Source organism: Williamsia sp. CHRR-6, from assembly GCF_018474015.1.
Lineage (GTDB): Bacteria > Actinomycetota > Actinomycetes > Mycobacteriales > Mycobacteriaceae > Williamsia_A.
Map to the genome: position 1 here is coordinate 371,530 of NZ_JAHCSG010000001.1, position 12,310 is coordinate 383,839.

General features: G+C 67.5%; 12 protein-coding genes. 3 read left to right on the forward strand and 9 right to left on the reverse strand.

The window, feature by feature from the left end; genetic code table 11:
- Positions 1 to 7 precede the first annotated feature (7 nt).
- A complete protein-coding gene (locus tag KIK15_RS01665) occupies positions 8 to 1,066 on the forward strand; it encodes an NAD-dependent epimerase/dehydratase family protein (protein WP_214242422.1) in 1,059 nt (352 codons plus the stop codon).
- A 14-nt stretch (positions 1,067 to 1,080) separates the two neighbouring features.
- Here the strand turns inward: KIK15_RS01665 and KIK15_RS01670 are convergent, their stop codons facing one another.
- On the reverse strand, positions 1,081 to 1,827 hold the full coding sequence (locus KIK15_RS01670; protein WP_214242423.1) for an acyltransferase: 747 nt from the start codon (positions 1,825 to 1,827) through the stop codon (positions 1,081 to 1,083).
- Between the two features lie 106 nt (positions 1,828 to 1,933).
- On the opposite strand from KIK15_RS01670, the gene KIK15_RS01675 reads away from it, so the two are divergent.
- On the forward strand, positions 1,934 to 3,277 hold the full coding sequence (locus tag KIK15_RS01675) for a PQQ-binding-like beta-propeller repeat protein (RefSeq protein ID WP_214242424.1): 1,344 nt from the start codon (positions 1,934 to 1,936) through the stop codon (positions 3,275 to 3,277).
- A 45-nt stretch (positions 3,278 to 3,322) separates the two neighbouring features.
- Here KIK15_RS01675 and KIK15_RS01680 read toward each other — a convergent pair whose 3' ends face one another.
- A complete protein-coding gene (locus KIK15_RS01680; RefSeq protein WP_214242425.1) occupies positions 3,323 to 4,306 on the reverse strand; it encodes a class I SAM-dependent methyltransferase in 984 nt (327 codons plus the stop codon).
- Between the two features lie 11 nt (positions 4,307 to 4,317).
- Entirely contained in the window at positions 4,318 to 5,106 is a 789-nt protein-coding gene (locus tag KIK15_RS01685) for an enoyl-CoA hydratase/isomerase family protein (RefSeq protein ID WP_214242426.1), read from the reverse strand.
- A 56-nt stretch (positions 5,107 to 5,162) separates the two neighbouring features.
- On the opposite strand from KIK15_RS01685, the gene ligD reads away from it, so the two are divergent.
- The gene (ligD, locus tag KIK15_RS01690; RefSeq protein ID WP_214242427.1) at positions 5,163 to 6,119 is read left to right on the forward strand and encodes a non-homologous end-joining DNA ligase; all 957 of its coding nucleotides are present in this window, start codon (positions 5,163 to 5,165) and stop codon (positions 6,117 to 6,119) included.
- Positions 6,120 to 6,126: 7 nt separating this feature from the next.
- Here ligD and KIK15_RS01695 read toward each other — a convergent pair whose 3' ends face one another.
- The 6 genes from KIK15_RS01695 to ctaD all read right to left on the reverse strand — a co-directional run bounded on the left by KIK15_RS01695 (position 6,127) and on the right by ctaD (position 12,091).
- Complete coding sequence (locus KIK15_RS01695; RefSeq protein WP_214242428.1) at positions 6,127 to 6,975, reverse strand: NUDIX hydrolase; 849 nt, start codon at positions 6,973 to 6,975, stop codon at positions 6,127 to 6,129.
- Positions 6,972 to 7,802, reverse strand: a complete 831-nt coding sequence (locus KIK15_RS01700; protein ID WP_214242429.1) for an ABC transporter ATP-binding protein — start codon at positions 7,800 to 7,802, stop codon at positions 6,972 to 6,974. Before KIK15_RS01700 ends, KIK15_RS01695 begins: the two co-directional genes overlap by 4 nt.
- A 96-nt stretch (positions 7,803 to 7,898) precedes the next feature.
- Positions 7,899 to 8,339 carry a cupin domain-containing protein gene (locus tag KIK15_RS01705; protein WP_214242430.1) on the reverse strand — a complete coding sequence of 147 codons (441 nt, stop codon included), beginning with the start codon at positions 8,337 to 8,339 and terminating at the stop codon, positions 7,899 to 7,901.
- Positions 8,336 to 9,106 carry an aminoacyl-tRNA hydrolase gene (locus KIK15_RS01710; RefSeq protein WP_214242431.1) on the reverse strand — a complete coding sequence of 257 codons (771 nt, stop codon included), beginning with the start codon at positions 9,104 to 9,106 and terminating at the stop codon, positions 8,336 to 8,338. The genes KIK15_RS01705 and KIK15_RS01710 overlap by 4 nt, the downstream gene beginning before the upstream one ends.
- A 26-nt stretch (positions 9,107 to 9,132) precedes the next feature.
- The gene (serB, locus tag KIK15_RS01715) at positions 9,133 to 10,359 is read right to left on the reverse strand and encodes a phosphoserine phosphatase SerB (protein ID WP_214243192.1); all 1,227 of its coding nucleotides are present in this window, start codon (positions 10,357 to 10,359) and stop codon (positions 9,133 to 9,135) included.
- Between the two features lie 52 nt (positions 10,360 to 10,411).
- Positions 10,412 to 12,091: a cytochrome c oxidase subunit I gene (ctaD, locus tag KIK15_RS01720; RefSeq protein WP_250323885.1), complete on the reverse strand. Its 1,680-nt coding sequence runs from the start codon at positions 12,089 to 12,091 to the stop codon at positions 10,412 to 10,414.
- Between the last annotated feature and the right edge of the window lie 219 nt (positions 12,092 to 12,310).

Below are 12,310 nucleotides of genomic sequence, written 5' to 3' on the forward strand. Positions count from 1 at the left end.
TGGCTGCATGACCACCGAGATCGACACCTCATCGCCCGTCCTCGTCACCGGCGCCACCGGATATGTGGCGGGTTGGATCATCAAAGAGCTGCTCGATGCAGGCGCCACGGTGCATGCCGCCGTGCGTGATCCTGCCAACGCCGACAAGATCGCCCACCTGGATGCGCTGGCCGCCGACGCCCCCGGCACCATCACCTACTTCAGGTCCGACCTGCTGCGCGACGGTTCCTACGACGAGGCGATGGCCGGCTGCGCGGTGGTGTTCCACACCGCGTCGCCGTTCACCTCCGACTTCACCGACCCGCAGCGCGATCTGATCGACCCCGCCGTCGAGGGCACCCGTACTGTCCTGGAGTCGGCCAACCGCACCCCGTCGGTCCGCCGGGTCGTGCTGACCAGCTCCGTGGCCGCCATCTTCACCGACGCCGCAGACGGCGCCGAGGCACCGGGCGGTGTGCTGACCGAGGACGTCTGGAACACCAGCGCGAGCCTGACCTACGAGCCGTACAACTACTCCAAGACGCTCGCCGAGAAGAAGGCCTGGGAGATCGCCGAGGCCCAGTCCCGCTGGTCGTTGGTGGTCATCAACCCGTCATTGGTGATCGGGCCCGGCATGCAGCGCCGACCCACCTCGGAGAGCTTCGCGATCGTCAAGCAGCTCGGCGACGGCACGATGCGCCTGGGTGCCCCCAAGGTCGCATTGGGCGTCGTCGACGTCCGGGATGTCGCCACCGCCCACATCGCGGCCGCCTTCCGGCCCGACGCAGCGGGCCGCCACATCACCTCAGCTGAGAACACCACGATCCTGGATCTGGGTCTGACCCTGCGCGAACGCTTCGGCTCGAAGTACCCGTTGCCGCGCACCCCACTCCCCAAGTTCCTCATGGTCGTCGCGGCTCCGTTCGTCGGACGCGACCGACGGTTCGTCTCACGCGGCATCGGGGTGCCGCTGCGCCTGGACAACTCCAAGAGCCGATCAGCGTTGGGCGTCACCTACCGCCCGATGAAGGAATCGCTGGAGGAGATGTTCGAGTTCATGATCGAGCAGGGCTACTTCAAGCGCTGATCCGCCCAGCTGGCTCAATCACGGTGCTGGGCAGCCTTTTTGCGTTCGATGTCGGCCAGCGCGCGTTCGAGTTCCGCGCGCTGGGCGGCACCGGCCTCCCAGGCCTGCGCCCGGTTCTTGACCACCTTGGCCGGGGCACCCACGGCGATGGAGAAGTCGGGTATCACCCCACGCACCACCGCATGCGCCCCCAGCACCGATCCGCGTCCGACGATCGTGTTGCGCAGCACGGTCACCTTCGCGGCCACCCACGTGTCCGGGCCGATGCGCACCGGCCCCTTGACGATGCCCTGGTCTTTGATGGGTGTGGTGACGTCGTCCATCTTGTGGTCGAAGTCGCAGATGTAGCACCAGTCCGCGATGAGGGTGGATGCGCCGATCTCCACGTCGAGGTAAGCGTTGACGACGTTGTTCGCCCCGAACACCGCTTTGTCACCGATCTTCAGCGAACCCTCGTGGCAGCGAATCGAGTTGCCGTCCCCGATGTGGACCCAGCGACCGATCTCCATCCGCGACAGCTCGGGGGTTGCGTGGATCTCCACGTTGCGACCGAGGAACACCATGCCGCGCAGCACGATGTGCGGATTGGCCATCCGGAACCGGGCCAGCCGCGCGTAGCGCACCAGATACCAGGGTGTGTACGCGCGGTTGGCCAGCACCCAGCGCAACGAGTCGCGCGTCAGGAAGCGCACCTGCGCCCGATCGCGACGACGACCTGCTCGGACCCGCGACCGCAGGGAGGCGTTCCACATGCTCGTCATGGGATCTCACCCTAGTGGCGAGCGTCGCAGGCGGGCCGGGCGGCGTGGGTGCGGCGCGATAGGCTCGGCGCCAGCAATCGATCCGACCACGTCCCGGAGGAGCACAATGCCGCCCCGTATCCCGCAGTTGCCGACGCGCCCGTCGGGAACCGGTCGGCGACGGCGCGGGGCCGTGCTGTTGCTGGCCGGTGCGGTTCTGGCCACGGCGTGTACCGACGGTCAGATCGACGTGCGTTCGGTGGCCGCGGCGGGGTGGTCGAGCTTCGGCGGCAACGCCCTCAACTCCAACTTCGCCTACCCTGCCAGTCCGAAAGACCTGACGCTGTCGTGGTCTCGGCCCACCGGCGGACCGATCACCGCTCCGGTGACCATCTCGGGTCGTTACAACGTCGGGGTCACGTCGGCAACGGCCAACGGCTGCAACACCTTCATCTTCGACCCTCGGGCCGGGCGCAAGACGATCTGTCGTCGGATGGGTGCCGGGGTCGAGTTGGACTCCATGCTCACCGACCAGTACGACAACACCTATCTGGGCGAGGCAGGCACCTTTTACTCCTACAACGCGGGCGGCACCGTGCGGTGGCGAGTACCCACCATCGGGCTCGCGGTGTCGGCGAAGTTCGCCGCTCCGGAGCTGGTGCTGGTGGCCACCACACAGGGCCAGCTCATGCTGATCAACACCCAGACCGGGCGGCGGGCCGCCCCCGACCTCGTCCTGCGCGCCGAGACCTTTCCCGACCAGCCCAAGGCCGGGTTGGGCGACTGCGTGACCGCCCGACCCAACTGCCCCATCGCGGCCAGTCCCGCCGTCGACGACCGACGGGAACGGTTCTATCTCAACTACTGGCCCCAGAATTCGCTGGCATCGGAGGTGCGGGCCCTGGAGTACGGCACGGTGCGCGGCACCCGCGTCATCCGTTCGGCCTGGACCACGCCGATCGCCGGTGGGGTCATCGGTACCCCCACCCTGTCCGCGGATCGGGCCACCCTTTACGTCTTCGACCGCATCGGCAACATCCACGCCCTGGCCACCGACACCGGAAAGCCGCGCTGGTCCTTTGCCATCGGCTCCTATGGCTTCGGGACGATGTCGGTCTCCCCGGACGGCCTGATCATCCCCACCGGGGTCATCGGGGCCCCGCTGACCGCGATCCGTGACCGCAGCACGAAAGCCGAGATCGCCTGGCAGCGAAACGATCTGCAAATCGTCAGCCTGTCGACGCTCACCTCGGCCGCCACCGCCTGGACGGTGACGCGGGTGGGCCCAGAGCAGCGGCTCGAACTCACCGAGGTCTCGGCGAAGGACGGCTCGACGCGCCGCGCACTGCCGATGCCGGGCGCGGTGGGGTTCGCCACGGGTGTCGCAGTGGCACCCGGCGGTGAGATCGCCACCGCCACCAACCTCGGCGAGGTGTACTACTTCGATCGCCCGGCCAAGAACCGGGACTGAGCACGGCTGGCCCGGTGGCAGTCCGCGTCCGGCGGCACCGCAGGATCAGGGTTTGCGGCCGGTGACGATCACGTTGTAGAAGAACTTCGGGGGGACCACCTTGCACAGCAGAGTCTCGTCCAGCCAGGTGAGGCGCTTCCAACCACCGAACGCGAATCGGGCCCAGCCCCAGCCCAACTTCTCCGGGGGCACGGCCGCCTCGAACGTACGTACCGGCCAGCCCAGCATCGCGGCAGTGAACTCCTCGGTGGTGGTCGACACCTCGCAGGCACCTGCGCTACGCGCCAACCCGGCCAACTCGTCGGGGTCGAAGGTGTGGATGTCGACCACGGCCTCCAATGCGGCCGCGCGCGAGGACTCGTCGAGTTCGGCCTGCGGGCGACGCCACGACTGCAGCGGCCCCAGCTTGGTGACCGTGGTGGTCACCGCCCACGTGGCCCGGCTGAGCCAGCGGGCGTAGAAGTCGCCGATGGTCGACGGCTCGCCGGCGAAGATGAAACGCCCCCCTGGCTTGAGCACGCGCAGCACCTCGCGCAGCGACTGCTCGACGTCGGGGATGTGGTGCAGCACCGCATGTCCCACCACCAGGTCGAAGGTGTTGTCCTCATACGGGATCGTCTCGGCGTCGGCGACGCGACCGTCGACATCGAGGCCGAGGTTCGTGCCGTTGCGCAGCGCGACCTTGACCATCCCCGGCGACAGATCGGTGACCGACCCCCGCGTGGCCACCCCACCCTGCATCAGGTTGAGCAGGAAGAATCCGGTGCCACACCCCAATTCCAGCGCCCGATCGTAGGGCAACGCCTCATGCGCACCGGCAGCGTCGAAACGTCCCCGGGCGTAGTCGATGCAGCGTTGGTCGTAAGAGATCGACCACTTCTCGTCGTAGGTCTCGGCCTCCCAGTCGTGGTAGAGCACCTGCGCGAGCTTCGTGTCGGCGAGGGCGGCCTGCACCTCGTCGGCGGTGGCGTGCGGGTGGGGCGCAGGATCGTCGATCGGGTCGATCGGCTGGGGATCAAACGGGGTCATCGGACGGGTGCTCACTTCCCGGTGAACTGGGCCTTGCCCGGTCCGTTGTCGATGAACGACTGCATCCCGATGCTGCGATCGTCGCTGGCGAACAGTGCGGCGAACTGTTGGGCCTCGATCTTGAGGCCGGTGGCCAGGTCGGTGTCGAGGCCCTGGTCGATGGCGGCCTTGGCCGCGGCCAGCGCCACACTGGCGCCGCCCGAGAACTGCGACGCCCAGGCGACCGCGGCGTTGTAGACCTCGTCGGGGGCGACTACCTGGTCGACCAACCCGATCTCCAGCGCTTCGGCGGCACCGACGAACCGTCCGGTGAACACCATGTCCTTGGCCTTCGACGGGCCGATCAAACGGGCAAGTCGCTGGGTACCACCGCCACCCGGGATGACGCCGAGCAACACCTCGGGCACACCGAGCTTGGCATTGTCGCCGGCAATCCGGCGGTCTGCGCCCAGCGCCACCTCCAGGCCACCGCCGAGCGCGTAGCCGGTCACCGCGGCGACCGTGGGCTTGGGGATGGTGGCGATTGCGCCCAGTCCGTCCTGCAGCTTGGTGGCCACCTTGCTCATCTCGGCGAACGACATCGCGTTCATCTCCTTGATGTCCGCGCCGGCGGCCAGCACCTTGGGACCGCCGTAGACCACGACCGCCTTGACGGAGTCATCCTCGGAGACAGCTGCGGCGGCCTGCAGCAACTCGGCCTGCACCTGCCGGTTGAGGGCGTTCATCGGTGGCCGGCTGATCAGGATGGTGGCCACACCGGGATGCTCGGCGTCGGTCTCGATCGTCACGAATTCAGGCATGTGGGGAGGTTACCGTCTGCCGTCGACTCAGCTCCATCTCGCCTAGGGTCGAGTCCATGTCCTCGACATCTGCCGGTGAACCGGTCGAGCTGAACGTCGGTGAGCGGACGATACGGCTGTCGAGTCCCGATCGCGTGTACTTCCCCGCGCGCGGGGAGACCAAACTCGACCTGGCGCAGTACTACCTGTCGGTCGGCGAGGGCATCGTGCGCTCGCTACGTGACCGGCCCTGCATGCTGCACCGGTATCCCAAGGGCGTTGCGGGCGCGAAGGTGCACCAGAAACGGATTCCGGCCGGGGCGCCGCAATGGCTGCAGACGGTGTCGATCTACTTCCCCCGCTTCGGGCGCACCGCCGACGAGCTGTGCGTCACCGAGCTCGCGTCGGTGATCTGGGGGGTGCAGATGTCCACCGTCGAGTTCCATCCGTGGAACTCCCGCCGGTTGGACACCGAACGGCCCGACGAGTGGCGGATCGATCTCGACCCGATGCCCGACTGCTCCTTCGACCGGGTGCGCCGCACCGCAGCGATCGCCCACGAGGTCCTCGACGAACTGGGAATCCGCGGTTTCCCGAAGACCTCGGGCGGGGCCGGGTTGCACATCTACGTCCGCATCCGCCCGGACTGGGGATTCGGCGAGGTTCGCCGCGCCGCGCTGGCGTTCGCGCGAGAAGTGGAGCGGCGCAACCCATCCGAGGTGACCACCACCTGGTGGCGCAAGGACCGTGACCCCGGCGCCGTGTTCGTCGACTACAACCAGAACACCCGCGATCACACCATCGCCGCGGCCTACTCGGTGCGTGGCAACCCTGAGGCCACGGTGTCCACGCCGGTCAGCTGGGCCGAGATCGACGCGGTCCATCCGCGCGACCTGACCATCGCCACCGTGCCCGCGCGGTTCGCCGCGCTCGGCGACCTACACGCCGAGATCGACGATGTGGCCCATGATCTGAGCCCGCTGCTGGAGTGGGCCGAGCGCGACGGCATCGCCACCGACGACCCCGACGAATGACCGCCGATCAGCGTCGGTGATAGCGGTCGGCGGCGTCGAACTCGATACGAAAGGCGCTGCCGTCGGAAACGATCTCGGGCATGACCGTGCGGATGAGGCGCGGGGCCGTCATCGCCTGCGCGACGGTGTCGAATCGGCTCAGATCATCGAGTTGCGCCCAGGTGGGCGGCAGCAGCAACACCTCGCCGTCCTGCCACTGCTTCAGCAGGGCCGCCACCGGATGCCACTGCCCAGCAACGGCTTCGGTGGTGTGGTCGTCAGCCTGCTGCCCCTCGGGCAAAGCCGCCAGGAAGAATCGGGTGTCGTAGCGGCGACGTTCGCCGATCGGGGTGATCCAATGCGCCATCGGGACCAACAGGTCCGCGCGCAGGCTCAGGTCGTGGGAGGCCAGGAACCCGGCGAGCGACTGCGACTTGTCCACGAGGGCTGCCCGGGCGGGGGCATAGGGCCCGGTGTCGGTGAGTACCCCCTCGGCGCCCCCGGCCAACAACACCCCACACTCCTCGAAAGTCTCCCGCACCGCGGCACACACCAGCGACTGCGCAGTCGCCGTCGGACGCGTCACTCCACCGGCCCGTTCGGCGCTGGGCCCGGCGATGTCGTCGTCCACGCTGAACCGGTGCGCCCACCACCCGGGCTCAGGTCCCACCCAGCTGATGTCGGCGTCACCATCACGGGGGTCCACTCCCCCACCGGGAAACACCGTCATCCCACCCGCGAACGCCATCTGGGCCACCCGCTGCAGGGTGAACACCTCGATGCCCTCGGCGCCGTCACGAATCAGCACCACCGTGGCCGCGTCACGCACCGGCACCGAGTCGGGATCGGCGACCGGCGTGAAGTCCGGGGTGGTCACGGACGGTTCCGACGATGCGACCCGGCTCGCCGCGTCCGGCGGGCGAAGTACCGACCGTCGACACTGTCCAGAGTGATCGACTGACTGAACGCAGTCGACAGGTTCTCCGAGGTCAGCACATCGGGCAGCAGACCCGAGGCCACCGCCACACCTTCAGCCAGCAGCAACGCGTGGGTGAACCCCTCGGGGATCTCCTCGACGTGATGGGTGATGAGCACGATGGCAGGCGCGTCAGGATCGGCCGCCAACTCACCCAGGCGCGCCACCAGTTCCTCGCGTCCACCGAGATCGAGTCCGGCCGCCGGCTCATCGAGCAGCAGCAGTTCCGGGTCGGTCATCAACGCCCGGGCGATGAGCACGCGTTTGCGCTCGCCCTCCGACAGCGTCCCGAACCGCCGGTCGGCGAGGTGTTCGGCGCCCATCGACTCCAGGGTCTCCACGGCTTGGGCGCGATCGACCTCCTCGTACTGCTCACGCCAGCGCCCCAACACCGAATAACCGGCCGAGATGACCAGATCGGTGACCAACTCGTCGTCGGGGATGCGGTCGGCGAGCATGGAGCTGGTCACCCCGATGCGGGTCGAGAGATCCCGAACATCGGTGCTGCCCAACACTTCTCCCAGCAGCACCGCCGACCCTGCCGTGGGGTGGGTCTCGGCGGCAGCCATGCGCATCAGCGACGTCTTGCCCGCGCCGTTGGGTCCCAGGATCACCCACCGTTCGTCGAGTTCCACCTGCCAGGTGATCGGCCCCACCAGAGTGCCCCCGTCGCGCACGAGGTGAACGTCGGTGAAATCGATGAGTAGATCAGGATCGGTGTCGGCCACGCCCCCATGGTGCCCCACAGACTGCCGGTCACCGCCAGCACCCGAGCAGACACGGAGGGCGTGTCGCGACCACGGTGCCGATCCGCGGCCGCGAACTCAGAGCAGCGCGAAGTCGGCGAAATCGAAGCCGGGCACCACGATGCAACTGACCAACGCAGCCTCCTCGGTGGCCCGCGCCCGTTGCCACACCTGTGCGCCCACCACGTGCTGCGGGCGCTGTCCGGCGAGGATGTCGGGCCCGAGTTCGACGGTGGTCTCGTGCCCCGGTGCGCTGCCGTCCCCGCCGAGGGTCAACTCGACCGGTCCACCCCGATGGTGCAACCAGATCTCGGCTCCGCGCACGGTGTGCCAAGCCGATTCCGCACCCGCGGGCAACACGAACAGGATGGCGGTCCCCGCCTTTCGCTCACCCGAATAACCCTGCGGGAGAACACTCTCCGGTAGGACGATGTCACTGGCCCAGGTCTCGCGGTACCACCCACCCTCAGGGTGAGGTTGTAGGTCGAGCCCTGTCGCCCAGTCCGGGAGTTCACTCATCGGCTCAGCCTATCGAGGTCGGTGAGATCGCGACGGCGCGCGATCACGGTCGTCGACCCGGGGGCGACCTCGGTGTATCCGGCATCGCGCACCACCGCCACCGTGGCCGGGTCGGCGGCGCTCAGCCGGCGCCAATGATCCGGCTCGGCCATGGTGACCTGCAGCGGCGCACCGGCCACCCACCACCGGTACGCCTCGTCAGGGTCATAGAGGCCTACCGCCAGCATCGCAGCATGGCCCACCTGCGCCGCCAACTTGCCCACCGTCATCGACAAGCCCGGGTTCACCCACAACGTCAGATCCTCGGCATCGCCGGCTGACGCACCGGACAGGTCACCGTCGACCTCGGTGCCGCTGATCTGCAACTTGGCGATCCGGCGGTCCACCTCTCCCACCGGGCAAGGCACGATGGCCCGGGCCGCAGCGGCGCCGGTGTCCACGGTCACGCCCCAGACCTCTTGGGCCGCAACCCAACCCGCTCCCCGAGCCCGACGGCTGATCTTGCGGATCCGCGCGTCCATCCAGCTGTGCACGGGTTCATGCCAGGGGCCTGGCACCGCGCTGTCGGGGTCGACGTCGACCCGCTCGTCGAGACACAACAGGACCGCGGCACGCGCGGCAGCCTCCAACAGCCCGCGGCGCGGCGGTGGCGTGGCCTTTTCGATCCGCAGCACGATGGGCATCGCCAGTATGCGGGTCGGATCCTCGGGATCGGTCCCGCCACCGACGTAGTCGGCCAGCATGCGGTGTCGGTCGGCAAACACCATGTCCTACCGCTGGATTCGATCGAGGGTCAGGCCAGCGGGACGCGGCGCAGCGTGCCGTCGGTGGCGTCGGCGGCCTCGATCTCGTCGCGGGTGACACCCAGGATGAACAGGACCGCGTCGAGGAACGGATGCGACAGCGCCGCATCGGCCACCTCCTGCAGCGCAGGCTTGGCGTTGAACGCGATCCCCAACCCTGCCGCAGAGAGCATGTCGATGTCGTTGGCGCCGTCCCCCACCGCGACGGTTTGTTCCATCGGCACGCCCACCTCGTCGGCGAAGGCACGCAGGGCGACGGCCTTACCGGCCCGGTCGACGATGTCGCCGATCACCCGCCCGGTCAGCCTCCCGTCGATGATCTCGAGGGTGTTGGCTCGCACGAAGTCGAGTTCGAGTTCATGCGCAAGCCCGTCGATGACCTGGCGAAATCCCCCCGACACCAGACCGCAGCGATAGCCGAGCCGGTGCAGGGTACGAATCGTGGTGCGCGCGCCCGGCGTCAGCTCCAACGACGCTGCCACCTCCTCGATCACCGAGGCGTCGAGTCCGGCGAGGGCCTTGACGCGTTCGTGCAGCGACGCCGCGAAGTCCAGCTCGCCGCGCATGGCGGCCTCGGTCACCGCGGCCACCTCGGCTTCCCGACCGGCCTTGGCCGCCAGCATCTCGATCACCTCGCCCTGGATGAGCGTGGAGTCGACGTCGAAGACGATGAGCCCCTTGGCGCGGCGCGTCAGGCCCGAACGCTCGACGGCCACATCTACCCCGAATCGTCCCGCCACTGCGGCCAGACCCTTGCGCAACGCCCGATCGGCGGCAACGTTGTCGGCTTCGGCGCGCACCGACAGTTCCAGCCCGGTCAAGGGGTAGTCAGCGACACAGCGAATCGAGTCGATGTTGCCGCCCTGCCCGGCCAGCTCGGCGGCGATCGCGCTGAAGGCTTTGGCCGACAGCGGATTTCCCAACAAGACCACCACGTGGGTGGAAACGGTACGGCCACCGTTGTCGGCGCCGATGTCCACCGAGATGTCCATCCCGACCGACGTCATCGCCTGTTCCACGGTGTCCTGCATCCCCTCGGCGTCACCGGTGCATCGCACCAGCACACCCAGCGTCAGCCGACCGTGGATGACCACCTGCTCGACGTCGAGAAGGATCACGTCATGTCGGGAGAGCGCACCCATCACGATCGACGAGACCCCAGGACGGTCCGGCCCGGTGACGGTGATCAACACCGTTACCGGGCCGGCCTCTGACATCGTGTTCGAGTCGTGGGACGAGCTTCCCGACGTGGCGTCGGGAATCGTCATGTCAGCTGGGGTCTGAATCTGCTGACGACTCGTGCGTGCCCACGGTCAGCGGTTCACGACGGGCCTCCTCGGAGGCCTTGCTACCGGGACCAGCATGTGCCTCGGCATGCATCCGCTCGACCATGTGCGGGTAGTGCAGCTCGAACGCAGGACGCTCGGAGCGGATCCGGGGCAGCTCGGTGAAGTTGTGCCGCGGCGGCGGGCAGCTGGTGGCCCACTCCAGCGAGTTGCCGAAGCCCCACGGATCGTCGACGGTCACGACCTCGCCGTAGCGGTAACTCTTGAAGACGTTCCACAGGAACGGCAGCGTCGAGGCACCGAGCACGAAGGCACCCACCGTCGAGATGATGTTGAGGGTGGTGAAACCGTCTGACGGCAGGTAGTCGGCGTAGCGACGCGGCATGCCCTCGTTGCCCAGCCAGTGCTGCACCAGGAACGTGAGGTGGAAACCGATGAAGGTGAGCCAGAAGTGGACCTTGCCCAGCTTCTCGTCCAGCATGCGCCCGGTCATCTTCGGGAACCAGAAGTAGATGCCCGCGTAGGTGGCGAACACGATGGTCCCGAAGAGCACGTAGTGGAAGTGCGCGACGACGAAGTAGCTGTCGGAGAGGTGGAAGTCCAGCGGCGGGCTGGCCAGCAGCACACCGGTGAGACCACCGAAGAGGAAGGTCACGATGAACCCGACCGAGAACAGCATCGGGGACTCAAACGTGATGTGCCCCTTCCACATCGTGCCGATCCAGTTGAAGAACTTCACACCGGTCGGCACCGCGATGAGGAACGTCATGAAGGCGAAGAAAGGCAGCAGCACCGCGCCGGTGGCGTACATGTGGTGCGCCCAGACGGCCACCGACAACGCCGCGATGCCCAGGGTCGCGTAGATCAGTCCGCTGTAGCCGAACAGCGGCTTGCGGCTGAACACCGGGAAGATCTCGGAAACGATGCCGAAGAATGGCAGCGCGATGATGTAGACCTCGGGGTGCCCGAAGAACCAGAACAGGTGCTGCCACAAGATGACGCCGCCGTTGGCCGGATCATAGAGGTGCGCACCGAACTGCCGGTCGACCTCCAAGCCCATCAGGGCGGCAGTCAGCAGCGGGAAGGCGAGCAGGATCAGCACGCTGGTGACGAGAATGTTCCAGGTGAAGATCGGCATGCGGAACATGGTCATGCCGGGCGCGCGCAGGCAGACCACAGTGGTGACCATGTTGACGGCACCGAGGATGGTGCCCAGACCACCGACGGCCAGACCCAGGATCCACAGGTCGGCGCCGGCGCCCGGCGAGTGCACGGCGTCGGTCAGCGGGGTGTAGGCGGTCCACCCGAAGTCGGCGGCACCACCGGGGGTGATGAAACCACCCAGCACGATCAGCGAACCGAACAGGAACAGCCAGTAGCTGAAGGCGTTGAGACGCGGGAACGCGACGTCGGGGGCGCCGATCTGCAGGGGCAGCACCACGTTGGCGAAGCCGATCACGATCGGGGTCGCGTACAGCAGGAGCATCACGGTGCCGTGCATGGTGAACAGCTGGTTGTACTGCTCGGTGGAGAGGAATTGCATGCCCGGGTGGGCCAACTCACCACGGATCAGCAGCGCCATCAGGCCGCCGATCAGGAAGAACGCGAAGCACGTGACCAGGTACATGATGCCGAGCACCTTGTGATCGGTCGTCGTGATCATCTTGTAGATGAACGAACCCTTGGCCCCCGTGCGCTCCGGGTATGGCCGGTCCGGAACAACCTTGAGAGGTTCTTCTACGGCGGTCACATTTCCTCCTACCTGCGTGGCTCACGCCACGGGAACGATTGCGCTGTACCGATCGTAAACCCATCCGGGCCGCCGAGACGAGTGGGTCCTACAGACTGTCGTACAACGCACGTTCCCATCGGCGAGCATCGT